This window comes from Pseudomonas sp. GW456-12-10-14-LB2, from assembly GCF_002884345.1.
In the GTDB taxonomy this organism is placed as follows: Bacteria; Pseudomonadota; Gammaproteobacteria; order Pseudomonadales; family Pseudomonadaceae; genus Aquipseudomonas; species Aquipseudomonas paraglycinae.
Genome location: NZ_POHV01000015.1, coordinates 72,857 through 96,076 on the forward strand (window position 1 = coordinate 72,857; position 23,220 = coordinate 96,076).

The window sequence follows — 23,220 nt, forward strand, 5'->3', positions numbered from 1 at the left end:
TACGAGCCTCTGGACCCGAGGATCCTCCCATGCCTGCCAGCCTGTTTTCGTTCGCCAAAAATTCGATCACCCTAGACGCCCGTCCGGATCGCCTGGATCTGCGCGATCGCCTTTTCACTCCACGGGCGCAATCACTCCCCGCCTCCTTTCCGTCGGACGAGGACATTACCGGCAAACTGGCCGATTACCTCGGCCGGGGCATGGTGCTGTATCAGGGCAACGAAGGGGCGTGTACCGGTTTCGGACTTTCGGCGGTGATCAACTACCTGTTGTGGCGGCGTGACAGTCAATCGGTGCTGACCAGCCCGCGCCAGCTCTATCACCTGGCCAAGCTCTATGACGAATGGCCGGGTGAAGACTATGCCGGCTCCAGTTGCCGTGGTGCGTTGAAAGGCTGGCACAAACACGGTGTCTGCGAGAGAAGTCTCTGGCCCTACACCGTCGCACCGAACGGCTCGGTACCCGACTTTGAGGCACCCACCGACAACTGGGCAGAGGATGCCGTGACGCGGCCCCTGGGTGTTTACTATCGGGTTGAAAAGGATGACATCACCGCAATGATGGCGGCGCTGTATGAAACCAATGCGCTGTATGTCTCGGCCAATGTGCACAAGGGCTGGGATCTGCCAGCCACAGGCAAACCGGGTCCCAAGGTGTTCCAGAGCACCTCCCAGCTGCCTGTCATCAAGTGGAAATCAAAAGTCGAAGGCGGCCATGCCTTCGCTCTGATCGGCTACACCCACGAAGGTTTTATTGTGCAGAACTCCTGGTCCACAGACTGGGGCTTTTCGGGCTTCGCGATCCTGACCTACGAGGACTGGCTGGCCAACGGCACCGATGCCTGGACCGTTGCCCTCGGTGTGCCGATCAAGCACGGCGCCATCACACGCAGCACCAGACCTTCGAACAGCCGCAACGTTGTTCAGTCGGCATTTCTGGGGGCCCTGCCCTCCGCAAGCGCAAAGCGCGAGGGCATGTCACTGCTCTCCTTCGATTCTTCGATGGTTACCCGCAAGGGACCGCCCGCTCTGACCACGGATCAAGCCTATGGAATGACCGTGGTCATGGAGAACAACGGCAGCATCGGCCCGCGCCTCACCGATGTAGAGAATGTGCGCGCAGGCGTGGCCCGAATCGTCCGGGAAGCTCCGAAGGTCTGGTACGGCAATCTTCCTGATGCAACCCGACCCGACAAATTGCGTATCGCCGTGTTCTCCCACGGCGGGCTGAACAACGAAGCCGACTCGATCAAGCGCATTTGTGCGATGGCCCCGTACTTTCTCGAAAACGGTATCTATCCGTTATTCGTCACCTGGCGCACCGGGGTTCTGGAAACGCTGATGGACATCGTCAAGGACACATTGCCCGGCTTGTTCCCCGAGGCAGGCGGCTTCGGTGACATTTTCAAAGTGGTCAAGGACAAGGCCGCCGAAGGCCTCGATCGCACGGTGGAAATGATCACCAAAAAACTCGGTGGCGACCAGTGGAGCCAGATGAAACAGAATGCCGAGGCCGCAGCGGTCAGCGGTTTCACGCCCCGTGGTCTTGTGGAAATGACCCTGAACCTGCAGGCGCTGGTCAATGATCTGGGCGCCGATAAAGTCGAACTGCACCTGATCGGGCATTCGGCGGGGTCACTGATCAACGGACATCTGATTCGCCTGCTCTGGGCCAGGCACCTGCCAATTGCAACCTCGACCCTGATGGCTCCCGCGTGCACCCTCGATTTCGCCAACCGGACTTATCGCAGTGTCATCGAAGGTGGCGGACTGCAACGCGATGATTTCCACATGCACATCATGTCGGACAAGCGCGAACAGGATGACAATGTCATCGGTGTCTATCACAAATCACTGCTTTATCTCGTCTCCCGTTCCTATGAAGAATTGCAACGCATGCCCCTGCTGGGCATGGCCAAGAGTCTGGATGGCGCGTACCAGGATTTCAGCGATCCCAAACTCAGCGAATGGAACATCGCCGCGCAAGACATGACGACTCAATGGAACGCTTTTTTCTGGGACAACGACGTTCCTGCCGGCTTTGCCGCGACCGGTAGCGGTCTCACGCACCCCCGGGCGTCAACCCTGCACATCTATAACGACCCGAAAATGACCTATGGGCCACACACCAAGGCCGACACCTCGCATGGCGGGTTCGATAACGACTTGAACGTGATGACCACCACACTCAAGAACATCCTTGGGCTCGACGCCGACGCCAGGCTGGATCAACCCTTCATTGACCTGGATTATTGAGCTACGGAGAGCGCTCATGGCTCCTTCAGTCATCGCGCCACCGGGCGCACAGACGTTGCTGCACAGTGTGCAGATTCAGGCCAATGACCCCTGGTGCCCGACATCGGTAATGCTTGCCGTCGGTCAACGCTATTTCTTCCGCGCCACCGGCAACTGGTTCGACTGGCACGAAGAACACAACGTCAACGGCGCGGCCGTCCCGAAGCTGAAACTGTTTCTGCCACTCATCCGGTGCAAGGCACAAGGTGCCACATGGTTCACCCTGATCGGTTCGATCGACAAGGATTCGCACAGTTTTTTTCCCATCGGTGATGGCAGCCGCTGGCCGAACGGTTGGGTCGCACCGGCCAGCGCACAACTCAGGTGCTTCGCCAACGACGTGCGGTTGATGTATCGCAACAACACAGGCGCGATCACCCTGCAGGTCTGGACTTAGGTGCCTTCCTGTCGCTATGCAGAAGTGCTGAACAGTCTGGACGTAGCAGCACCCTGAAGACGTCGTTCGGACTCAATGAATGGAGCCGGCAACGCGCCGGTTCCCGAGCGTTTTTTCCGACAAAAAGAGACTGCCGACATGAATTACGAAAGTGAAGACGCACTGGCAAAAATCAACCTGGCCATCTGGCAACATGAGCAGCCCGCACAAAAAATGGCACCGGGCGCCGCTGGGGGATTCTTCTTTGGTTCCGATGGTGTGGATGTAGTTGCCCAGGGAGATTCCTGGTTCGACTACTTGCCAGGGGTGGACATCATCAAATGGCTCAAGCTGACATCCGGCTACAAGATCAAGAACTTCGCCACGGGCGGCGACACCCTGGAAAATATGGTGTACGGCACTGAAATCAAAGAAGGATCATGGACCCGGAAACCGACGGAATTCGTCGAGGTACTGGCAGAAATCAAACGCACGAAACCGGCGTTCTTTCTGTTTTCGGCCGGTGGCAACGACATCGCCGGGGACGAGTTCGCATCGTTTCTGAACCATGCCGACAGTTCGCCTCCTTCTCTACTGCGAACCGCATACGTCACCGACATCATCGACCGGGTGTTTCGAGGTGGTTACGAAGACATGATCAAGAAGGTCAAGGCTGCCAGCCCCAAGACCAGAATCATCTTCCACGGCTACGGCCGCGCCGTTCCGACCGGTAAAGGTGTGGTCAACATCGGCAACTATCGCTTCATCGGACCGTGGATCCGTCCGTCGCTGACCCGCAAGAACATTCTCGACCCACAGGTGCAGCGCAAGATCGTGGCGGACTTTATCGATCAGCTCAACGTGATGCTCCAGTCAGTCGCCAACAGCCATCAAGACGTCTACTTCCTCGACCTGAGAAACTTGATCAACGACGATGACTGGATCAACGAACTGCATCTGAATGCACTCGCATACAAACGTGTAGCGCAGGTGTTCGAGAATAAAATGGACGCACTGTTATCACCGAAGCTGGCGGCCATCCAGACGAAAGCCAAGGCGGTCGCACAGGCGTCGTTCCAGTTGCTTGAACAATCGTTGGAGAGCACCCAACCGGGGGCGCCGGCCCAGGCTCATCGTGCGGCAGCTGCGCCACCACCGGCCATCAAGCACACACGAAGCCGCAAAGCGGAGTCGGCGAAAGCCAAATCGACGACCCGGCGCAAAGGCAAGTGAGCATCAACCGGCCGCCCTCTGCGGGCGGCCGGTTGCGTTCAGACCTCGGCATCCAGCAATTCGAATTTCACCTGATCAGGGTAGAACGCAACATAGTCCTTGATTTGACTGACTGATATTTTCGGATGCTCGTACGTCCACACCGCATTCGCTCCTTCATGCCCCGGCACTTGCAGACTGAAATAGTTGGCATCGCCCTTGTACGGGCAGTAGGTGGTGTGGTCGGTGCGGGCGAAGTATTTCTCGTCGATATCCTCGCGCGGGATGTAGTAGACCGGCGGGTAATTGGCTTCGAGCAGCACCAGCGCTCGAGCCGAGGCGGCGACTTGTATGCCGTGGAATTTCACAAGGAGGCAGCCTGGCTGCTCGGCGATGGTGATGACGGGACTGGGACCGGAAGTTTTCATCGGTTTCTCCTGACTGCGGCGAAGGCACCGGTTCAGGTATAACCCATGCGGGGGAATCTCGTCGGGTTCGCAGCCGAACGGTTTTTCTCCGATCAGATATGACCGCCGCTTGCGGAGGCGGCGGATTCTGGTTTCATATCACGCCCAAAACGCCCACCGACAGGAGTCATCATGCGCAAGGATTACCTGGCTTTTTTCATCTCGCTGTTCCTGTCGCGGCTGGCGGACCAGATCCTGTTGTTCATCGTGCCGTTGGTGGTATTCCAGACCACCAACAGCGCGTCCTGGGCGGGGCTTGCATTCTTCGTCGAGTCGCTGCCGCGCTTTCTCGCGTTTCCGCTGTGCGGGGCCCTGTGCGACAAGTTCTCGCCCATCAGAATCCTGCACATCAGTCAGGTCTACCGGGCGCTGCTCTGCGTGCTGGCAGTAGGGCTTTATGCCGTCTTCGGCGGTATCGCATGGCTGGTGGTGCTGTCGGCGCTATGCGGCGTGCTGACGACTCAGGGCATCATGGCCCGCGAAGTGCTGATGCCGCATATTTTCCAGCACTACAGCTACACCAAAACCCTTTCCTACTCGCAGATAGCCGACCAGACCGGACTGGTTCTGGGGCCCTTGGTGGCGGCATTGCTGCTGGAGTTTTCGGCTTGGCACTGGGTGGTGCTGTGGGTGGCCGGACTGTTCCTGCTGGCCGACCTCAGCATGCTGGTGTGGCAACGTTTCAGCCGTATCACTCTGGAGGTGTTCGAGCAGCATCAGGACATCTGGCTGCAGCCTCTGCGCATCGCTTTCAGGCATATCCGCGAACTGGCGGAGCTGAAAAAGATCATCACCCTGGCAGTCGGGGTCAACCTGATTGTCGGGGTCACCCTGGCCACTTCGGCGGCCATGGTGCTCGGTCAATACAGCGCCGGCAAGGACGACTACGCCGTGCTGCAAGCGGCTGGCGCGGTGACCACCATCGTGATTCTGTTTTTCCTCGCCCGGGTGGTATTGCCGTTGCGCGTACTGGGTGGCGTTGCCTGTTCGATGCTCGCCGCCGGCGCCTTCATCAGCGCCCTGAGCCCGAACCTGGCGGGTTATGTGCTGGGTTTCCTGCTGATCGTCGGTTTCGACAAGATGTTCAACGTTTACATGCGCAGCATTCGCCAGCGAGTCATTCCCCCTCAGGACTTCGGCAAGACCGTGGGCGTGATCACCCTGCTCAACAACTTGTCGCAACCGCTGGCCGGTCTGCTGGTCGCACTGCTCGCCGCGCCATTGGGGACGCAACGTGTGATTCTGATTCTGGCCGTGCTGGCGACGCTGCTGGGCGTGGCGGCTCTCTGGTGGTTTGCCAGAGTACGTAATGCCCACGCCACGTCGATCCTCGAGACCGAGCAGTAACGGATTTCACTGTCGTAGAGCGATGTCCAAAAACAAAAAAACCGCAGCCTGCGAAGGACTGCGGTTTTTTCGTTTCAGATTTTCCGTTTTCAGATCAGGCGACGATATCGGTCGCCACGGCCTGCCCCACCACACCCACGGCGAAGTCCACCGAACCCTGGCCTGTAAGGTCAATCATCAGGCTGGTCTGGTTGGTCTGTTCGAAGTACGTAAGGATCGCATCGCCCGCGTGCCCGGTGAAGCCGCTGACGAAGTTCAGCGTGGCTGCGCCGGTGGCGAACCCGGCGATGCCCGACAGGTCGATCTTGTCCAGGCCGCTGGTGAAATCCATGATCCAGTCCGGCGCAGTCATGGTCGAGTCGCTGGCCGCACCTAACACGAAGGTGTCCGCGCCCTCACCGCCCCACAACGAATCACCGCCGCCACCGCCGTAAATGATGTCGTTGCCGGCACCGCCGATCAGGTCGTTGGCCGCCGCGTTGCCGATCAGCAGGTCATTGCCCGAACCGCCAATGGCGTTTTCCACGGTCACGCCGTGGGCGATGGACACGTTGCCCACCAGACCGCCGACGTCGGAGAACGAACCTTCGTTGAGGTTGATCTTCTGGTTCTGGCTGAAGCCGGAGAAATCCAGGGTGTCGTTACCACCGCCATCCCACACCGAGAACACCACTTTGGAGGTGTTCGACGTGGCGCTGTAGAAATCGCGATCGGCGTTGGAGTTGAAGCCGTACAAGGTGTTGTCGGCACGGGTTTGGAAGTTGGCGCCGTAGAGTTTCTGCACCGCGACGATGTCGTCCATCAACGGTGCCGAGGCGTAGGCGCCGCTGCCGTCCTTGCTGAAGTTCTGGTCGGTGTTGGCTTCGCTCCAGTAGCTCATCAGGCTGTAGCCACGGGTGTCTTCGGCGTATTTGGCGTCGCCGTAGGTCGGGTTGCCGTTGCCGGCGTTGTAGGCGCCCGGGTGCGACAGGCCGAGGGTGTGGCCGATTTCGTGGGTCAGGGTCTGACGCCCGTAGTTGTTGGTGTCCGGGGTCTTGTTGACCTGGTACTGATCGTTGATCAGGTACCACGATTGGCCGTCGTAGCTGCTGCCCTGCGGCAGGTAGGCGAACGCTGCGCCGCCGGTGCTGACGTCGTAGTTGCCGAAGGTCATGTGACCGTCCCCGCCCTTGCCCTCGGTGAAGGTCACGTTGGCCACGTCCGACCACGACTGCATCGCCAGCACGGCCTGGGCTTTCTGCTGGGCGCTGAACTCGCTGAAGTTGCCGAGTTTCGGGTTGTAGTTCGACGGTTTGTCGGTCAGGAAGGTGTAGGTCAGATCAATCTTGCCGTCGGCGTTCTTGTCCTGCCACGACATGCCCTTGCGCAGGATTTCGTCGGCGGCCTGGTCGGCGGTGAACGACGGTTTGCCGTTGACGGTCCCGGTGCCGCGATCGTACAGGTGGCTGAAGGTGTCGACGGCGGTGAAGGCGCTGCTGGCCTGGGAGGAAGGTTGAGACATGGTGTACGTCCTTGTTTCTGAAGAGTCAGTGTCAGACAGAAAAACGGCGATCTTCTGGCGAGATCGTCCTGTCACTCGCCTTGTCAGGCAGATTGAACCTGCCACAGCCGCCAACGGGGGCGCTAATCAATTTCTCGATAGCGTCCCGGATTGCCCCGACGCGGCTGTCATGACCGGCAATCCTTTTATCTGTATATCCATACAGATAAAAGTTGCCCGAACGCCCGACTCAGGCCATTCTGTGCGCCTCTTCGGGCAATGATCGACGACGGTGGTTATGCGGCTGTACCTCTGTGAAAAACCCTCCCAGGCCAAGGATATTGCGGCCGTGCTCGGCGCCAAGCGTCGGGGCGACGGCTGCTGGCTGGGAACGGATGTCACGGTGACCTGGTGCATCGGCCACTTGCTGGAAACCGCCCCGCCGGACGCCTATGACGCCAGATACAAGCGCTGGGTGCTGGCCGACCTGCCGATCATTCCCGACAAATGGAAAATGACCGTCAAACCGCGTACCGCCAGCCAGTACAAGGCGGTCAAGCGCCTGCTCGGCGAGGCCAGCGAACTGATCATCGCCACCGACGCTGATCGTGAGGGCGAGATGATCGCCCGTGAGCTGGTCGAGCATTGCCGCTATCGCGGTCCGATCCGCCGCTTGTGGCTGTCGGCGCTGGACGAAGCGTCGATTCGCAAGGCGTTGGCGGCGCTCAAGCCGGGCGCCGAAACCTTCAGCCTTTACCACTCGGCATTGGGGCGCTCGCGGGCGGACTGGCTGATCGGGATGAACATGAGTCGCCTGTTCACCCTGCTCGGCCGGCAATCGGGCTATCAAGGCGTGTTGCCGGTGGGCCGGGTGCAGACGCCGACCTTGCGACTGGTGGTGGATCGCGACCGCAGCATCGCCGATTTCGTGCCGGTGGCGTACTGGGCCATCGATGTGCAACTGCTGCACAACGGCATGCCGTTCACGGCGCAATGGCGTGCGCCGAACGATGCCTGTGACGATCAGGACCGCTGCCTCAATCAGGCCCTCGCCCAGCAAGCGGCCGCCGCAATAAGCAGCGCTGCCAGCGCCCGGGTGATCAAGCTGCGCACCGAGCGCATGCGCGAAGTGGCCCCCCTGCCCTTCGATCTGGGCACCTTGCAGGAAGTCTGCTCGAAGAAGCTCGGCCTCGGTGCCCAGGAAACCCTCGACATCGCCCAGGCGCTTTACGAAACCTACAAAGTCATCACCTACCCGCGCAGCGATTGCGGCTACCTGCCCCTGAGCCAGCACAGCGAGGCGCCGGGGATTCTCGCGGCGTTGCGTCAGGCCGACCCTAGCCTCGAAGCGCTGCGTGAGCATCTGGAGCCACAGCGCCGCTCTCGCGCCTGGAACGACGCCAAGGTCAGCGCCCACCACGGCATCATCCCGACCGCTGCTGCGAAAAACATGGAGCGCCTGACCGGCAAGCACCGCGCGGTCTACACGCTGATTCGCGCACGGTATCTGGCGCAGTTCCTGCCCAATCACGAATACGACCGCACCCAGGCCGATTTCGATTGCGCCGGGGAAGCCTTGCGCGCGGTTGGCAAGCAGATCATCGAGCCGGGCTGGAAACGCGCGTTGCCCGAAGCGCTGGCCCCGGCCAAGGGCCGAGAAGCCCCCGCGCCGCAAACGCTACCGACGCTGACCCAAGGTGCCGAATGCGCCGTGGCGGACGTGAAGCTCAAGGACCTGTGGACACAGCCGCTCAAGCCCTACACCGAAGGCGACCTGATCAAGGCGATGAAGAACGTCGCCAAACTGGTGGAAGATCCGCTGCTCAAGCAGAAACTCAAGGACACCACCGGCATCGGCACCGAAGCCACCCGCGCCTCGATCATTCAAGGGTTGCTGGATCGTGGTTATCTGGTGAAGAACGGCAAGGCGCTGTCCGCCACCCCCGCCGCCTTCAGCCTGATCGACGCCGTGCCGCGCGCGATTGCCGACCCCGGCACCACGGCGATCTGGGAGCAGGCGCTGGACATGGTGCAGAGCGGCGAAATGAGTCTGGAAGAGTTCGTCACCAAGCAGGCCGCGTGGATGAGCAAACAAGTGACCCGCTGCGCCGGACTGAGCCTGACCCTCAGCGGCCCGCCGCCTGCCGGTAAGGCCGCTGCGCCATGGAAGAACAAACGCAAGACCACCCGGCGCAAAACCACCGGAACCAGCAAGCGTGCGGCAAAACCGGCAGCCAAATAGCCCGCTGCACGCTACTGTTTCTGCAGTGATGGTCAGGAGGCAGCCGCATGTCTGTCATCGAACTGCGCGTCGCCCGGCGTGACGAACTGGACACCCTCGAAAACCTGATGCAGTTCTACACCTATGACTTCAGCGAGTGGCTGCCGCTGAAGCTCGGCGGGCATGGGTTCTTCCCGATCCAGTTGAAAGACGATTACTGGCGCCAGCCGGCGACGCGGCCATTCCTGATCCACGTTGACGGTGAACTGGCGGGATTCGTGACCGTGGATGACCACCTCCTCATCGAAGGCGCCGACTACAACATCGGCTATTTCTTCGTCAGCCGACGCTGGCGTGGCCAAGGCGTCGCGCAGTTTGTCGCCTCTGCCCTCTTGAGCCACCTGCCCGGTCGATGGCAGATTTTCCATGTCGACGCCAACCTGCCTGCACAGCGGTTCTGGGCCCGGCTCATCCCTGAGCTGAGCGGCGGCGACTTTACCCGCCAGACCAAAACAGTGGACGGCTATCCCTGCACGTTCTACTGCCTGCGCAGCCTCTCTCCCGCTGCCTGACCGCCGCTTTTTTCATTCCAGAATGACTTTGTCCGACAATATGTAGTGACCAAAAATAATCACTACAAAACCGTTGACGGCATCGTTTTGCTTTTGCATGATGCAGACGTCTCCCCGATCGGGAGCACTGGCAACACGCTTGAGCAAGCTCGTCTGACCGCCGAGCTGTTTTTTCCGGATACACGCTGCCCACAAGGCAGATTGAAGAAGCTGACCTGGCCTGAACGTCCAGTACAAGGACGAGAAGCGCTGGCGAAAATTCTCAAGACGCTTGTGGTCGACCCTGAAAACGTCGTCAAGGAGCCTCCCGGTTTTCGCTGCTTCTCCTCGTTGTGACGCTATTGCGTAGCAGTTATTCAACACGACTACATGCAACAGACGCATGACCCCGTACTTCACACGGGCGACCGCTGACGTCCTGGTTTCGGTGCCAGGGATCAACTAACCGATGGGCTACCTGTATTAGCGAATCAACTTTGAAAGATCACCAGACTGGTCAAGGGGCAATATCATGAATCTGAACAATCAACCTACTATCGAAGAACTGGCTCGTATGTTCGCGGCGCAAAAAGACAGCCACGACAGCCATATTCTGTGGATCAGCAAGTCGGGTCAGGTCCATATCGACTGCCTGTCGCCCCATGCTGGTGAAGAAGAGTTCGACCGGAACAACCAGAACCTGCTGGCCCGCCTGAAGATGTACCGCCGCGGCCACGGCTATGTCGGCAAGAAAGCCGCGGCCGACAAGGACTTCATCGGTAATGTTCTGCAGACGCTGAAACAGGCTTGGGACTCGATGCAGAACAAGAACGAAGTTCGGGTGATTGATCGGTTCTGCTAAGTTAAAACTTCAATAAAAAGGGCCTGCTTCGAAAACGAAGCAGGCCCTTTTTATTGCTCGCAAAAAAACTCATGAACGAGTTTCCAACACCAGCTTCATGAACGCCTCAGCCGCCGCACTGTGATAGTTATTCTGGCGCCGCAACAACGCCGCTCCCCGCTGCGGCGCCTCGCTCTCGACACGCAAGCGGCGCAACGCCCGGTCCTCGGTCGCAATCGCCTCCGGCAACATGGTCGCAATCGGCGCATGCCGGATCACTTCCAGCAACGTACTCACCGAGTTCACCTCGATCTGCACCTTGGGTGTGATGCCGTGCTGACGGAAATACTCGTCAATCGATAGCCGCGTGATGAAATCCGGCGCCAGCAACGCGAAATCCAGCTGCGCAATGTCATCCGGGGTCAGCACCGATGAGCTGTCGTACAGCGGATGCTCACGCCCGACCATCACCCCCAACGTCTCGACAAACGCCGGAATGCACTCAATGTCCGGATTGCGCACCGGCGTGAAGGCAATCGCAATATCCAGCGAGTCATCCGCCAGCCCGGCCTCGATGTCATCCATCGACAACTCGAAAATCTCCAGGTGAATCCCCGGATACCGCGCCACGTAGTCGCGCACCAACGGCCCGACCAGATACGCCATGAATGTCGGCGTCATGGCCAGGCGCAGCGAGCCTCGGGTCAGATCCTTCACGTCATGCAACGCGCGCTTGCCCGCCTCCAGCTCCACCAGCACCCGTCGCGCGCATTCGATATAGGCCTGCCCGGCGTCAGTGGGTTTGACCGAGCGCGAGGTGCGATCAAAAAGATCCACACCGAGGCTTTCTTCCAGTTGGCGGATCTGTTGCGACAGAGTCGGCTGCGACACGTGCAGCGCCTCGGCCGCCCGGGTGAAGCCGCCGTGATCGGCCACGGCCAGCAGGTATCGCAAATGTCGCAGCAGCATGGGACGCTCCATCTATAGGCAGTGCTTATGCTTTGCATTGTATATCGGTCTTGGACGCTATGGATCAATCGGCAGAAGATGAATCCCACACAGCAAGCCAACCCCGAAAGGAGAAGCACCATGCAATCCCAAGCCTACAACGACAGCCGCATCGCCCTGACCACCCGCGCCCTGGATGCCAAGGCTGAGAAAAACCTGTCGTGGCAGGACCTGGCCGACGGCACCGGCCTGAGCCTGGCCTACGTGACCGCCGCCCTCCTCGGCCAGCATCCACTGCCCAAAGCCGCTGCCGAAGTGGTCGGCGACAAGCTTGAGCTGAGCGCCGAAGACGTCGCCGCCCTGCAAATCATCCCGCTGCGCGGCAGCCTCGACGGTGTGCCGACCGACCCGACCATCTACCGCTTCCACGAGATGATCCAGATCTACGGCACCACCCTGAAGGCGCTGGTTCACGAGCAGTTCGGCGACGGCATCATCAGCGCGATCAACTTCAAGCTCGACATCAAGAAAGTCGAAGACCCTGAAGGCGGTTCCCGCGCCGTGGTCACCCTCGACGGCAAGTTCCTCCCGCTGCGTCCGTTCTGACGCCTCCGGGCCCGCACTCCGCGTGCGGGCCCCTCCAAACCTGATTTGCCAAGTCATCACCACATCTGCCTGGAGGCTGCCCCATGCAAAAAATTCTGCTGACCCTTGCCCTGCTCGCCGGCCTTTGCACTCAAGCCCAGGCCGATGACGAAGCCGTCGCTTACCGCTACGGCATGTCTCTGGATATCGCTGAAGTCGTGAGCATCACCCCGGTCGCCGATGTCTGCGGCGTAGTGCCGGTCGAGATGACTTACCTCGACAGTCACGGCGCAAAACACATTCTTCAATACAGCGAATTCGGCACCGGCTGTTCGAACTGAGAGGACACACCATGAAAAACCTGATCGAAGGCTTCCTGAAGTTCCAGAACGAAGCGTTTCCGCAACGCACTGAACTGTTCAAACACCTGGCGACTACCCAGACGCCGGGCACCTTGTTCATCACCTGCTCCGACAGCCGCGTCGTCCCGGAACTGCTGACCCAGCAAGAACCCGGCGAGCTGTTCGTGATCCGCAACGCCGGCAATATCGTGCCGTCCTACAGCCCGCATCCGGGCGGGGTTTCGGCGACGGTGGAATACGCGGTCGCCGTGCTCGGCGTGACCGACATCGTGATCTGCGGCCACTCCGATTGCGGCGCGATGACCGCCATCGCCCAGTGCAAATGCATGGATCACCTGCCTGCCGTCAGCGGCTGGCTGCAACACGCCGAGTCGGCGAAAGTGGTGAATGAATCGCGACCGCACGCCAACGACGCAGCCAAGCTGAGTTCGATGGTGCGAGAAAACGTGATCGCGCAACTGGCGAACATCCAGACTCACCCGAGCGTGCGCCTGGCCCAGGAGAAAGGCCTGCTGAATCTGCACGGCTGGGTCTACGACATCGAGACCGGCTCGATCGACGCGCTGAGTGCCGACCGCCGTACCTTCGTCTCGCTGGCCGAGCAACCGTCGACGTGCGCGGTGTACGGTCAGGCAGTCGATGCTGCTTGAAAACACAACGCCGCGCCCGTCATTGCGACGGGCGCGGCGTTGTTCTGTTCAGCGTTTTACGCCCAGATCGATTTGCGTCATGCGGCTGCGTACGGTGAACACACCGTCACCGGAGAGAATCGCGCTGCGGGCAAACAACCGGCCGCTTTCCCAGTTCGAAAGCCCCAGCTCCGGCTTGTTCAGCGCGTACTGGCCATCGACCCAACGGGTAATCCCGTTGCCCACGAACGGCGCGTTGACCGCGCTGTAGAAACGCTCCTGAACCGCCGCGTCTTCGCTGATCAGCGACACCGTGAACTGCGGGCTGTAGCGATTGAACAGCGCGATGGCCTGATCCAGATCGTCGACGATCATCAGGCTGGTTTCCGGGGTTTCTTCCCATTCCCACTCGCGGCCCAGTTGCGCTTCCGGCAAGGGCTCGGCCAGGGCTTCGGTCTGGTAACCCTCGGCGCGATAGACCTCGACCGTCGCGTTCTGCCAATCGCTCGGCAGGTAGCTTTCGCTGCCTTCGACGATGTGCAATTTGCAGCCCTGACCGCGCGCGGTACCGGCCTGCTGCAAGGCATCGAGGAACAGCGGCACCAGTTCGGCAGCACGGTCGCGCTGGATCAGGCAGACGTTCAGCGTGTTGCAAACCTTGCGATCCAGCGAGTTGCGCACCACAGCGGCAAAACGCTTGGCGTCGGCCTCGCGGTCGGCGATCAACCACGCGCCACCGGTGCCGTGCAGGCTGACGGCGGTACCGGCCTGCTGGGCGATGCTGCCCAACTGGCTGACCGCACGGCCCGAACCACGGGCCACCGCCAGCGACAGACGCCGGTCGGCGAACATCGCCCAACCGGCGGCGTGGTTGACGCTCTCCACCAGCGACACCGCACCCGCCGGCAGACCGGCATCGGCCAGCGCCGGGTTCAGGGCGTGGGTGACGATGGCTTGCGCGGTGCCCAGCGCATCGCTGCCAATGCGCAGCACGGCGGTGTTGCCGGTGCGCAATACACCGGCGGCGTCAGCGAAGACGTTTGGCCGACCTTCGAACACGAATGCGACGATGCCCAGCGGCGACACCACCTGCTCGACCTTCCAGCCGTCATGCTCGACGCTGCTGATCACTTTGCCACGGGTGGCCGGCGCATCACGCCAGGCGCGCAGGCCGGCGATCATGTCGCGGCGCATGCGCTCGTCGGCGAGCAACCGGGTGGTGGAACGACCGCGCGCCTTGGCCCGTTCGATGTCGGCGAGGTTGGCGGTTTCGATCAGTGCCCAGGCGTCCGGGTTTTCCAGACGTTGGGCAAACAGATCGAAGAAGCGGCTGATGGCCTCATCCGGCACCGCAGACAACGCGGCAAAGGCCGCCGCTGCACGCTCGATCGCCACCGATGCGGCCTGCTGATCCACCACCGGAATCAGCAACAGCTCGCCGCTCACTTGCTCCACCAACAGGTGGTCGCCGGGTCGGAAACGCTCGGCCAGTTCGGGGCTGACCACGGTGACGCGGTTACCGGCGAAAGGGATAGGCGTGCCAGCGACGAGACGTTCGAGCGCGAGAGACATGGAGCGGATTCACCATATTGAGGGCGGCCGGAAAATGTATAGGTTGGCCTCCCTCAAAGCAACACGGGCTCAGAACACCGACCAGCCAATCCGCGAACTGAGCATTTCCAGCGCCGCCATCCCCGCCAGCGAATTGCCCGCCGCGTTCAGTTCCGGCGACCACACGCACACCGTGAACTGCCCCGGCACCACCGCGACGATACCGCCACCGACGCCGCTCTTGCCCGGCAGGCCGACGCGATAGGCGAAGTTGCCGGCCTCGTCGTATAGACCGCTGGTGGCCATGATCGAGTTGACTTGCTGGGTCTGGCGGCGAGTAAGAATCTGCTCGCCGCTGTGTTTGCAGAAACCGTCGTTGGCCAGGAAACAGAAGGCTCGGGCCAGGTCGATGCAGCTCATGCGCAACGCGCAGTGGCTGAAATAGCTGCGCAGCACCGCTTCGACGTCGTTGTGAAAATTGCCGAAGGATTGCATCAGGTAAGCCATCGCTGCGTTGCGCGCGCGGTGCTGGTACTCGGAGTCGGCGACCTTGCCGTCGACCATCACCTGCGGGTTGCCCGACAGCCGCCGCACGAAATCGCGCATCGACAACGCCGGTGCCGCAAAGCGCGACTGGTTGATGTCGCAGATCACCAGCGCCCCGGCATTGATGAACGGATTGCGCGGACGGCCGCGTTCGAACTCCAACTGCACCAGCGAGTTGAATGGCTGGCCGGATGGCTCGTGGCCCAGACGTTCCCAGATCGCCTCGCCGGAATGTTCGATGGCCTGCACCAGGCTGAACACCTTGGAAATACTTTGCACCGAGAACGGCGTCTCGGCATCGCCGGCGCAATACATCTCGCCGTCATTGCCATATACGGCGATGCCCAATTGATTGGCCGGCACGGTGCCGAGGGCGGGAATGTAGTCAGCCACCTTGCCCTGCCCGATCAGGGGCCGGACAGCGTCAAGGATCTCGTTCAACAGCGCTTGCATGCCGGGTCTCGAAGTCTCGCCCCATGGGATTGCGGGGACACCGTGGCTAGACGCTGCGCCCGGCAATCGAATCACACCGGCGCTCTGTATCGCAGTGTGTACGGCCCGACGCCCGACACATCCCGCGCACAAATCCGGCCCTTCGCGACACATCAGCGATACAGCCCGGCGTTCAAATGAACCTGTCGATCGGCAGCCCCGATCAAGCCTTTGAACTCAAACATCGCATCGGAGATTCACCATGACCAAGCGCTCGAAAACCTCCCTGACCCTCGGCCTGCTGCTTGCCGGTGGCCTGGCCCTGTCCAACGCGGCTTCGGCTTCCGAAGCGTTCAGCGTCAAGCAACTGGATCACGGCTACAGCCAGTCCCAGGCCAAGGCCGACTCGGCGGAAAAAACCTCGGAAGGCAAATGCGGCGAAGGCAAGTGCGGCGCCGGCGAGTAACCCTTTTCACGGGGCACGTTGGTGCCCCGTTTTCTTTCGAATGAATGGAGCCTTCCCATGACCACAGCTCTCTCGTCGGCCGTCAAAGGCCTGCACTGGAACCTCGACCGCGCCGGCCAGTGGCTCGCGCCGCTGACCTTGCGCCTGTTCATCGCCTGGGAGTTTTTCGAATCGGGACTGGAGAAATTCAACGGCCAGAACTGGTTCGAAGACATTCAGGAGCGGTTTCCGTTTCCCTTCGACCACTTGCCGGCGACGCTGAACTGGGAGCTGTCGATGTGGGCAGAGCTGATCTGCGCGCTGGCGATCCTGATCGGATTCGGCACGCGGATTTCGGCGATTTCGCTGATTGTCGTGACCGTCGTCGCCACCGCTGCCGTGCACTGGCCGGCGGACTGGTCATCGCTGAGTGAACTGGCCCAGGGTTACGCGATCACCAACAAGGGCTTCGGCAACTTCAAACTGCCGGCGATCTACCTGGCTGCGCTGGTGCCGCTCGTATTTGCCGGGGCCGGCAAGTTGAGCGTGGATGCGTGGCTGGCGCGGTTTTTCTGGAAACGCGCCAGCCGCTGAGGATCAATGCGCCCGGTCCAGCCCCGCCAGCAACGCGCTGTCTCGGCTGTAAATGTCCGGCGCGTAGAGCACGCGACCCTGGCCATCGACCTGTGCCGTCCAGTAAGTCATGAGGATCGGCACCGGATTGCTCAGGCGGAATTCATGGGTGGTGCCGGTGGCGAGCAAGGTGTCGGTGCGCGCCTTCTCCGCCGGGCTGAGCAGGAAATCGCGCAGCTTCATCGGATGCTCGACCCGCACACAGCCGGAACTGAACGCCCGTGGCCCCTTGTCGAACAGCGCCTTGCTCGGCGTGTCGTGCAGGTACACCGAGAACGGGTTGGGGAACCGAATGACCATCTGCCCCAGCGGGTTGCGCGGCCCGGCGTCCTGACGCAGAAGGATGTTGCCGGGATTGTCCCAGTCGATGTCGGCGGCGGCCAGCGGCTGGCCGTTGGCGTCGAGCACTTGCAGGTTCTGGCGGCTGAGGAAGGTCTGATCCTTACGGATTTCCGGCAGCTTGTCTTCCTTCCAGATGGTCGGCGGCACGGTCCAGGTCGGGTTCAGGGTCAGACGCGTGACCCGGGATTTGAGCAGCGGGGTCTGGCGTTCGGCGCGCCCGACCTGGGTGCGGGTCTGCCACACCGGCAGGCCACCCTGATAAAGCGTCAGTTCGGCAGCGGCGACGTTGACCAACAAACCGTCCGGCTCCATGTCCTGGGCCATCCAGCGGAAACGTTCAAGGTTGACCCGCAACTGTTCACGGCGGCTCAGCGGACTGATGTTGAGTTCGGCAATCGTTCCCGGCCCGACCACCCCGTCGGCCTGCAACGAATGGTTGGCCTGAAAGCTCTTCACCGCCTCCACCAATACGCCGTGATAAGCGTTGTCCGGCGTGCCGACCACACTGCTCAGATAGCCTTCGCTGTACAGCCGGCGGGCCAGTTCCGGCACGCGTTTGTCTTCCATGTCCGGACGCAGCAACGGCCCATTGCCCACCGACGTCCACTGCGGCAAGGCTTTGAGGCGCTGCGCGGCATACAGATGACGCAGGTTCTGGTACTGCGCCAGCTGCGGCCGGGCCAGATCGAAGGCGGCGGGAACGTTGTGCACGCCTGGCACGGCTATCGCCAGCAATTCAGCCTGCCGGTCGCGAGGCGTTTCGTCGGAATGCCACAGCGGTTCGAAGTGCGATTGCAGCAGGCGGCCGTAATGCAGATCCTGCAGGGCTTGCAGGTAATAGCGGCTGATCTCGATATCGGCGCACAGTTCGCCGTCCTGCGGGGCGGTGAGCGCTACCGGATAGCGTTTCGGGTTCAGGCCATCGTCGGCCAACAGCTGCAATTGCGCATGCAAGGCCGGCAATTGCCCGCCATCGGCCCACACCGGCAGCCAGTCCTGCTGCTGGTAGAATGCGCGCAATTGATCCAGCGCCGGGCCGTTGAGGCTGGTGCCGATCGTCGGGCACGCCTGGGGCAGGCTGATCAGCGCAGCCTGCAGCGGGCTCTGTGGCTCGATGGGCATTTCCGTCGGCACGGGCGGCAGCGTCGGGAGTCCCGGCAACGGCTCTTCGGCGCAAGCGACAAACGGCGCAGCGAGCAAACAAATGCTCAAGTAGCATGCGTACTTTTTGAACAACTGCTTTACTCCAATCCATGGCCGTCTTGATTGACGGTCAACCTTACCTCAGGTGCGGTGCACAGTCAGGCCCGATTCGCGGGCTTGCCGGGAACGACTGGACGTCAGGAGCCTAAGTGCCAAACAAGTAGCAAGTGGAGACTCACTTTAAATGTTGACGTTTTTGCGCCGACTTCTGCTGACTGCCACCGCCCTTGGCGTGCTGACCAGCCCAGCCTTTGCCGCCGGCACCACTTCGCCGGTTCTGTACACCAGCCTCGCGCACGCCGCTCCGGAACTCAATCCCCAGGCGCTGAAAGGTGCCTTGAACGCCATGCAATGTGCGATCAACAACGGCGCGAAGCAGTCCCGTCACCTGGCGATCATCGACTATTCGCAGCCGTCCACCGAGCGCCGGTTGTGGATCTTCGACCTGACCCGGAAAAGACTGGTGCTGCGCGATCTGGTCGCCCACGGCTCGAACTCCGGGGAAAACTTCGCCACCCGGTTCTCCAACCGTGAAGGCAGTTTTCAGTCCAGCCTCGGCCTGTTCCGTACCCAGGAAAGTTACCAGGGCACCCACGGTTACTCGCTGCGCATGGACGGTCTGGAACCGGGCGTCAACGACATGGCCCGTGACCGCGCCATCGTGATCCACGCCGCCGACTACGTGAACCCGTTCTGGAGCAAACGTACCGGCCGTCTGGGTCGCAGCCAGGGTTGCCCGGCCGTGCGACCGCAAGTTGCCAAACGGGTGATCGACAGTCTGAAGAATGGCCAATTCATGTTCTCCTGGTACCCGGATCAGCAGTGGCTGAAATCCTCGCCGTACCTCAACTGCCAGCCACAACAGATCGCGAGCATTCTCAGCACGCACGCCAGCTGAATACTCTGTGGGAGTGCGCTGGCTCCCACAGGTTCGGTTTATTACAGATTTGTCATCGAGTTGTCGGTTTGCCGAGCGGATCGCCCGGTAGCTTGAAGTTGTCCCGGCCAGAACGCCGATCAACTTCAACGACTTGAGTGACCCATCATGAAAACCCTGATCCTCGCCTTCACCGCCCTCCTCGCCACCGGTTCCGTGTTCGCCGCCCCTGCACCGGACGCTGCCGTCATTCATGACAAAACCGGTTTCTTCGTGCACCTGGATGTCGACAAAGTCCTCTCCAGCACCGATATTTCCCAGGCTTGCGGCGTGATCCCCGCGCGACTCAACTACCTCGACCACCAAGGCCGTGAACATGTGCTGGACTATCAAGTGCAAGGCAGCGGCTGCATCAATGACAATTGAGGCACAGTGCCCATGAATATCCTTGTTGTCGAAGACGAACCCAAGGCCGGCAACTACTTGCTCAACGGCCTGCAGGAACTGGGCTACAGCGTGAGTCTGGCCCGTAACGGCGCCGACGGTCTGCACCTGGCGCTGGAGTTCGACTTCGACGTGATCGTGCTGGACGTGATGATGCCGAAAATGGACGGCTGGGAAGTCCTGCGCCGGCTGCGCAGGGAGACCGACACGCCGGTGCTGTTCCTCACCGCCCGCGATGACATCGCCGACCGGGTCAAGGGCCTGGAACTGGGCGCCGACGATTACCTGATCAAGCCGTTTTCCTTCGCCGAACTGGTGGCGCGCCTGCGCACCCTGACCCGGCGCGGGCCGATCCATGAAGAGGAGCAATTGCAGGTGGCCGATCTGCAGATCGATGTGCTCAAGCGCCGAGTCACCCGCGCCGGCAACCGGATCACCCTGACCAACAAGGAATTCGCCCTGCTGCAACTGTTCGCCACCCACACCGGGCAAGTGCTGTCGCGCTCGCTGATCGCCTCGCGGGTGTGGGACATGAATTTCGACAGCGACACCAACGTGGTCGATGTCGCCGTGCGCCGCCTGCGGGCGAAGATCGACGATCCGTTCCCGCTCAAGCTGATCCACAGCGTGCGCGGCATCGGCTACCGCTTCGATACCCAGCCATGAAAATCGCCGGCACGTATTCCCTGACCTTGCGTCTGGCGCTGGTCTTCGCCGTGCTTGCCTTCGCCGCGCTGGGAGGCCTGGGCGCGGCGCTGTACAACCAACTGGAAGCAGCTCTGATTCGCCGCGACGACATCCAGTTGGTCAGTCGCGTCGATCAGTTGCGCACCTTCCTCAACGACAGCAACACCCTGGAGCTGATCAAGAACAAGCCGGCGCTGTTTCAGAACATGCTCGGCAACCGAGAAGCCTTGCTGACCATCGGCGCACCCGGCCAGCCGCCGTTGCTGGTGGTCAACCCCGGCAACCTCGCCACTCCGAACTTGCCCGCCGTACCGATCGATCACCCGATGGCCCTGAGCGATGTACAGCACTTGCCGAGCGTCGACGGTGTGCCATTTTCGGCGGTGGCGGCGACCATCGACTCGGGCGATCTGGGCAACCTGCAGGTGCTCACCGGACGCCTGATGACCGAGCGCACGGCGATGCTCGCCAATTACCGGCTCAGCGTGTACGGCCTCGCGTCACTGGCGGCGATTGTGCTGGCGCTGGTCGGCTGCCTGCTGGTGTATCGCGGCCTGCTGCCGTTGCGGCGAATTGCCCGACATGCCCACGGGATCGGCATCGCCAATCTCGGCGAACGCCTCGACCGCCACGGCACGCCTCGGGAATTGCAGCCGATGATCGAAGCCTTCAATGCGATGTTGAACCGGCTCGACCGAGGGGTTGCGCAACTGAGCCAAGTCTCCACCGACATGGCCCACGAACTGCGCACACCGATCAACAACCTGCTCGGTGAAACCCAGGTCGCGTTGCAACAGAATCGCAGCGTCGACGCCTATCAACAGTTGCTCGCCTCCAACGTCGAAGAACTCGAACGGCTGGCGCGGATGCTCGACAACATGCTGTTTCTCGCCCGCACCGACCCGGCCAGCGCGCTGAGCCAGCGTCAGGAGCTGGACGCCAGCGATGAGATGCAGCGCATTGCCGATTACTTCGAAGGGCTGGCGGCGGACGTCGGTGTCACCATCGAGGCCAGTGGCAGCGGTGTGATCTGGGCCGAACCGATGCTGCTGCGTCGGGCACTGGCCAATCTGTGCGCCAACGCGATCAAGTACGGCGCGGCGGATTCGACGTTGCAGGTCGAAGCCATCGCCGAAGCGGACGGCAGCTACCTACGGGTACGCAATCAGGGCGCGACCATTCCGGCGGAACATCTGTCGCGGTTGTTCGAGCGCTTCTACCGCGTCGATCCGTCCCGCGAGCGCTCCGCCCAATCCAACGGACTGGGCCTGTCGATTGTCGCGACCATCATGCAATTGCATCAGGGCCGCTACAGCGTCAGCAGCGCTGATGGTGTTACCTGCTTTGAACTGTTCTTTCCGGCACGGGAGACGCGAGACGCAGGTGTGTGAAGGCACCGAGCGCAAACGCCGCGAACATCAATGCCGAGGCCACGCCGAAAGTCATGTGCAAGCCGGCCGCAATAACTTCGGCCGGTGCCTGAGTCGGATCGTCCGTGGCCAAGGCAAACACCGCGCCCATCGCCGCCGCCCCGGTGATCAACCCCAGATTACGCGACAGCCCGAGCATGGCCGAAACCACGCCGCGCTGTTCCTGAGCAACGCCGGACATCAACCCGGTGTTGTTGGCAGCCTGGAACAGCGCATAACTCAAGGCCACCACCGTGATCGGCAGCACGTATGCAAGCACTCCGAAACTCACCGTAAACAGCGCCAGCAGACCGCAACCGCAAGCCAGACCGAACAACGCGCCCGGCACCATCCGCCGCGCTCCGAAACGATCCACCAGCCGCCCGGCCGGTACGCCGCTGAACGCCGCCAGCAACGGCCCGATCGACAGCACCAGTCCTACCTGCGTGCTGGTGAGGCCCAGGCCTCGGCTCAGGTAAAACGGCCCGACCACCAGCGTGGTCATCATCACGGTCGTCACCAGCAAGGTCAGCGCCAGACTGCTGCTGATTCGCGTGTCGGTGAACAGTGACAGGTGAATCAGCGGCGCCTTGCTCCGCTTCTCGACCAGGATGAACAACCCCACGCCCAACAGGCTGAGCAACAGCAACGTCGGGGTGAGTCCTTCAACCGTCATCGCCAGCGCGTAGGCCGCCAGCGTCAGCATCAACACGGCGGTGCCGGGATAATCAAATGCAACACCCGAGCGCACGATTCGATCCTTCGGCAAATAGCGATACACCAGCCACGCATTGAGCAAGCCCAACGGCACGTTGATTACAAAGATCGACTGCCAGCCGACATGCGCCATCAACAGCCCGCCGAGCGACGGCCCGAGGGTGGTGCCGGTCGCCGACATCGTGGCCAGCAACCCCATCGCACTGCCGGCCCGGGATTTGGGCACCGCATCGGCCACCAATGCCACCGTCAGCGCGAACATGATCGCCGCGCCCAGGCCCTGCACCGCCCGCGCACCGATCAGCCAGGCGAGGCTCGGCGCCAGTGCGCACGCCAGTGAAGCGGCGGTAAAAATGCCGATGCCGATCAACAGCAAGCGCCGCCGACCGAAGCCGTCACCCAGCCGCCCGACGCTGACAATCAAGGTAGTGACCGCCAGCAGGTAGGCCAGCACGATCCATTGCACCTGTTGAAACGTCGCATCGAACGCCGCCGCCAGCGTGGGCAATCCGGCGTTGGCGATACTGGTGTCGAGCGACGGCATCAGCATCGACAGTGCCAGACTGGTCAGCGCCCAGCGGGCTGAAGGGCTCAGGGGTTCTCGGTGCATGGGGGGCTCAC

24 protein-coding genes are annotated in these 23,220 nt (G+C 61.5%); 16 read left to right on the forward strand and 8 right to left on the reverse strand.

The features are described from left to right. Positions 1-29: 29 nt before the first annotated feature. The 3 genes from C1X29_RS12835 to C1X29_RS12845 all read left to right on the forward strand — a co-directional run bounded on the left by C1X29_RS12835 (position 30) and on the right by C1X29_RS12845 (position 3,903). The gene (locus tag C1X29_RS12835) at positions 30-2,255 is read left to right on the forward strand and encodes a C1 family peptidase (RefSeq protein ID WP_102717591.1); all 2,226 of its coding nucleotides are present in this window, start codon (positions 30-32) and stop codon (positions 2,253-2,255) included. A 16-nt stretch (positions 2,256-2,271) separates the two neighbouring features. After that, positions 2,272-2,691: a hypothetical protein gene (locus C1X29_RS12840; protein WP_102717592.1), complete on the forward strand. Its 420-nt coding sequence runs from the start codon at positions 2,272-2,274 to the stop codon at positions 2,689-2,691. Between the two features lie 138 nt (positions 2,692-2,829). After that, positions 2,830-3,903, forward strand: coding sequence for an SGNH/GDSL hydrolase family protein (locus C1X29_RS12845; protein WP_158247901.1), 1,074 nt, complete (start codon positions 2,830-2,832; stop codon positions 3,901-3,903). Positions 3,904-3,941: 38 nt separating this feature from the next. Here C1X29_RS12845 and C1X29_RS12850 read toward each other — a convergent pair whose 3' ends face one another. Then, positions 3,942-4,310: a DUF427 domain-containing protein gene (locus C1X29_RS12850; RefSeq protein ID WP_102717594.1), complete on the reverse strand. Its 369-nt coding sequence runs from the start codon at positions 4,308-4,310 to the stop codon at positions 3,942-3,944. Between the two features lie 171 nt (positions 4,311-4,481). On the opposite strand from C1X29_RS12850, the gene C1X29_RS12855 reads away from it, so the two are divergent. Further along, on the forward strand, positions 4,482-5,696 hold the full coding sequence (locus tag C1X29_RS12855) for an MFS transporter (protein ID WP_102717595.1): 1,215 nt from the start codon (positions 4,482-4,484) through the stop codon (positions 5,694-5,696). Positions 5,697-5,790: 94 nt separating this feature from the next. Here the strand turns inward: C1X29_RS12855 and C1X29_RS12860 are convergent, their stop codons facing one another. Beyond that, positions 5,791-7,197: a serralysin family metalloprotease gene (locus tag C1X29_RS12860; RefSeq protein WP_102717596.1), complete on the reverse strand. Its 1,407-nt coding sequence runs from the start codon at positions 7,195-7,197 to the stop codon at positions 5,791-5,793. Positions 7,198-7,474: 277 nt separating this feature from the next. Between C1X29_RS12860 and C1X29_RS12865 the strand changes: the two genes are divergently transcribed. Then, entirely contained in the window at positions 7,475-9,418 is a 1,944-nt protein-coding gene (locus C1X29_RS12865) for a DNA topoisomerase III (protein WP_102717597.1), read from the forward strand. A 47-nt stretch (positions 9,419-9,465) separates the two neighbouring features. Next, positions 9,466-9,969, forward strand: a complete 504-nt coding sequence (locus tag C1X29_RS12870) for a GNAT family N-acetyltransferase (RefSeq protein ID WP_085746128.1) — start codon at positions 9,466-9,468, stop codon at positions 9,967-9,969. Positions 9,970-9,981: 12 nt separating this feature from the next. Here C1X29_RS12870 and C1X29_RS12875 read toward each other — a convergent pair whose 3' ends face one another. Continuing rightward, positions 9,982-10,353, reverse strand: coding sequence for a hypothetical protein (locus tag C1X29_RS12875; protein ID WP_052026217.1), 372 nt, complete (start codon positions 10,351-10,353; stop codon positions 9,982-9,984). 127 nt (positions 10,354-10,480) lie between these two features. Here C1X29_RS12875 and C1X29_RS12880 point away from each other — a divergent pair, with 127 nt between their 5' ends. Further along, positions 10,481-10,810 (forward strand): hypothetical protein, encoded by a 330-nt coding sequence (locus tag C1X29_RS12880; protein ID WP_047293552.1) that lies wholly within the window; start codon positions 10,481-10,483, stop codon positions 10,808-10,810. A gap of 69 nt (positions 10,811-10,879) precedes the next feature. Here the strand turns inward: C1X29_RS12880 and cynR are convergent, their stop codons facing one another. Then, a complete protein-coding gene (gene cynR, locus C1X29_RS12885) occupies positions 10,880-11,758 on the reverse strand; it encodes a transcriptional regulator CynR (RefSeq protein WP_102717598.1) in 879 nt (292 codons plus the stop codon). 120 nt (positions 11,759-11,878) lie between these two features. Between cynR and cynS the strand changes: the two genes are divergently transcribed. From cynS to C1X29_RS12900, 3 genes are all read left to right on the forward strand, one after another. Next, the gene (gene cynS, locus C1X29_RS12890) at positions 11,879-12,343 is read left to right on the forward strand and encodes a cyanase (protein WP_102687038.1); all 465 of its coding nucleotides are present in this window, start codon (positions 11,879-11,881) and stop codon (positions 12,341-12,343) included. A gap of 83 nt (positions 12,344-12,426) precedes the next feature. Continuing rightward, positions 12,427-12,663: a DUF2790 domain-containing protein gene (locus C1X29_RS12895; RefSeq protein ID WP_085746126.1), complete on the forward strand. Its 237-nt coding sequence runs from the start codon at positions 12,427-12,429 to the stop codon at positions 12,661-12,663. A gap of 11 nt (positions 12,664-12,674) precedes the next feature. Further along, positions 12,675-13,334, forward strand: a complete 660-nt coding sequence (locus C1X29_RS12900) for a carbonic anhydrase (RefSeq protein ID WP_007950573.1) — start codon at positions 12,675-12,677, stop codon at positions 13,332-13,334. 48 nt (positions 13,335-13,382) lie between these two features. Here C1X29_RS12900 and C1X29_RS12905 read toward each other — a convergent pair whose 3' ends face one another. Together C1X29_RS12905 and glsB are read right to left on the reverse strand one after the other, a co-directional pair. Next, entirely contained in the window at positions 13,383-14,885 is a 1,503-nt protein-coding gene (locus C1X29_RS12905) for an aldehyde dehydrogenase family protein (RefSeq protein ID WP_102717599.1), read from the reverse strand. 69 nt (positions 14,886-14,954) lie between these two features. Next, complete coding sequence (gene glsB, locus C1X29_RS12910) at positions 14,955-15,863, reverse strand: glutaminase B (RefSeq protein WP_085746123.1); 909 nt, start codon at positions 15,861-15,863, stop codon at positions 14,955-14,957. 241 nt (positions 15,864-16,104) lie between these two features. On the opposite strand from glsB, the gene C1X29_RS12915 reads away from it, so the two are divergent. Both C1X29_RS12915 and C1X29_RS12920 read left to right on the forward strand, forming a co-directional pair. Beyond that, a complete protein-coding gene (locus C1X29_RS12915) occupies positions 16,105-16,308 on the forward strand; it encodes a hypothetical protein (protein WP_085746122.1) in 204 nt (67 codons plus the stop codon). 57 nt (positions 16,309-16,365) lie between these two features. Next, positions 16,366-16,881: a DoxX family protein gene (locus C1X29_RS12920; RefSeq protein WP_102687035.1), complete on the forward strand. Its 516-nt coding sequence runs from the start codon at positions 16,366-16,368 to the stop codon at positions 16,879-16,881. A gap of 3 nt (positions 16,882-16,884) precedes the next feature. Here the strand turns inward: C1X29_RS12920 and C1X29_RS12925 are convergent, their stop codons facing one another. Next, the gene (locus tag C1X29_RS12925) at positions 16,885-18,498 is read right to left on the reverse strand and encodes a murein L,D-transpeptidase (protein ID WP_102717600.1); all 1,614 of its coding nucleotides are present in this window, start codon (positions 18,496-18,498) and stop codon (positions 16,885-16,887) included. 151 nt (positions 18,499-18,649) lie between these two features. Between C1X29_RS12925 and C1X29_RS12930 the strand changes: the two genes are divergently transcribed. The 4 genes from C1X29_RS12930 (at position 18,650) to C1X29_RS12945 (ending at position 21,864) form a co-directional block, all read left to right on the forward strand. After that, a complete protein-coding gene (locus tag C1X29_RS12930) occupies positions 18,650-19,363 on the forward strand; it encodes a murein L,D-transpeptidase catalytic domain family protein (protein WP_102717601.1) in 714 nt (237 codons plus the stop codon). A gap of 147 nt (positions 19,364-19,510) precedes the next feature. Continuing rightward, on the forward strand, positions 19,511-19,768 hold the full coding sequence (locus C1X29_RS12935) for a DUF2790 domain-containing protein (RefSeq protein ID WP_085746118.1): 258 nt from the start codon (positions 19,511-19,513) through the stop codon (positions 19,766-19,768). A 12-nt stretch (positions 19,769-19,780) separates the two neighbouring features. Beyond that, positions 19,781-20,452, forward strand: a complete 672-nt coding sequence (locus C1X29_RS12940) for a heavy metal response regulator transcription factor (RefSeq protein WP_102717602.1) — start codon at positions 19,781-19,783, stop codon at positions 20,450-20,452. Then, on the forward strand, positions 20,449-21,864 hold the full coding sequence (locus C1X29_RS12945) for a heavy metal sensor histidine kinase (protein WP_102717603.1): 1,416 nt from the start codon (positions 20,449-20,451) through the stop codon (positions 21,862-21,864). Before C1X29_RS12940 ends, C1X29_RS12945 begins: the two co-directional genes overlap by 4 nt. On the opposite strand, the gene C1X29_RS12950 is transcribed toward C1X29_RS12945, so the two are convergent. Then, positions 21,809-23,209 (reverse strand): MFS transporter, encoded by a 1,401-nt coding sequence (locus C1X29_RS12950; RefSeq protein WP_102717604.1) that lies wholly within the window; start codon positions 23,207-23,209, stop codon positions 21,809-21,811. The two genes, C1X29_RS12945 and C1X29_RS12950, sit on opposite strands and share 56 nt — an antisense overlap. Positions 23,210-23,220 lie beyond the last annotated feature (11 nt).

Bases quoted from the DNA above. Each gene is read 5' to 3' on its own strand.
- C1X29_RS12835 (WP_102717591.1), top strand. From the start codon at position 30: ATGCCTGCCAGCCTGTTTTCGTTCGCCAAAAATTCGATCACCCTAGAC.
- C1X29_RS12840 (WP_102717592.1), top strand. From the start codon at position 2,272: ATGGCTCCTTCAGTCATCGCGCCACCGGGCGCACAGACGTTGCTGCAC.
- C1X29_RS12845 (WP_158247901.1), top strand. From the start codon at position 2,830: ATGAATTACGAAAGTGAAGACGCACTGGCAAAAATCAACCTGGCCATC.
- C1X29_RS12850 (WP_102717594.1), bottom strand. From the start codon at position 4,310: ATGAAAACTTCCGGTCCCAGTCCCGTCATCACCATCGCCGAGCAGCCA.
- C1X29_RS12855 (WP_102717595.1), top strand. From the start codon at position 4,482: ATGCGCAAGGATTACCTGGCTTTTTTCATCTCGCTGTTCCTGTCGCGG.
- C1X29_RS12860 (WP_102717596.1), bottom strand. From the start codon at position 7,197: ATGTCTCAACCTTCCTCCCAGGCCAGCAGCGCCTTCACCGCCGTCGAC.
- C1X29_RS12865 (WP_102717597.1), top strand. From the start codon at position 7,475: ATGCGGCTGTACCTCTGTGAAAAACCCTCCCAGGCCAAGGATATTGCG.
- C1X29_RS12870 (WP_085746128.1), top strand. From the start codon at position 9,466: ATGTCTGTCATCGAACTGCGCGTCGCCCGGCGTGACGAACTGGACACC.
- C1X29_RS12875 (WP_052026217.1), bottom strand. From the start codon at position 10,353: ATGCGTCTGTTGCATGTAGTCGTGTTGAATAACTGCTACGCAATAGCG.
- C1X29_RS12880 (WP_047293552.1), top strand. From the start codon at position 10,481: ATGAATCTGAACAATCAACCTACTATCGAAGAACTGGCTCGTATGTTC.
- cynR (WP_102717598.1), bottom strand. From the start codon at position 11,758: ATGCTGCTGCGACATTTGCGATACCTGCTGGCCGTGGCCGATCACGGC.
- cynS (WP_102687038.1), top strand. From the start codon at position 11,879: ATGCAATCCCAAGCCTACAACGACAGCCGCATCGCCCTGACCACCCGC.
- C1X29_RS12895 (WP_085746126.1), top strand. From the start codon at position 12,427: ATGCAAAAAATTCTGCTGACCCTTGCCCTGCTCGCCGGCCTTTGCACT.
- C1X29_RS12900 (WP_007950573.1), top strand. From the start codon at position 12,675: ATGAAAAACCTGATCGAAGGCTTCCTGAAGTTCCAGAACGAAGCGTTT.
- C1X29_RS12905 (WP_102717599.1), bottom strand. From the start codon at position 14,885: ATGTCTCTCGCGCTCGAACGTCTCGTCGCTGGCACGCCTATCCCTTTC.
- glsB (WP_085746123.1), bottom strand. From the start codon at position 15,863: ATGCAAGCGCTGTTGAACGAGATCCTTGACGCTGTCCGGCCCCTGATC.
- C1X29_RS12915 (WP_085746122.1), top strand. From the start codon at position 16,105: ATGACCAAGCGCTCGAAAACCTCCCTGACCCTCGGCCTGCTGCTTGCC.
- C1X29_RS12920 (WP_102687035.1), top strand. From the start codon at position 16,366: ATGACCACAGCTCTCTCGTCGGCCGTCAAAGGCCTGCACTGGAACCTC.
- C1X29_RS12930 (WP_102717601.1), top strand. From the start codon at position 18,650: ATGTTGACGTTTTTGCGCCGACTTCTGCTGACTGCCACCGCCCTTGGC.
- C1X29_RS12935 (WP_085746118.1), top strand. From the start codon at position 19,511: ATGAAAACCCTGATCCTCGCCTTCACCGCCCTCCTCGCCACCGGTTCC.
- C1X29_RS12940 (WP_102717602.1), top strand. From the start codon at position 19,781: ATGAATATCCTTGTTGTCGAAGACGAACCCAAGGCCGGCAACTACTTG.
- C1X29_RS12945 (WP_102717603.1), top strand. From the start codon at position 20,449: ATGAAAATCGCCGGCACGTATTCCCTGACCTTGCGTCTGGCGCTGGTC.
- C1X29_RS12950 (WP_102717604.1), bottom strand. From the start codon at position 23,209: ATGCACCGAGAACCCCTGAGCCCTTCAGCCCGCTGGGCGCTGACCAGT.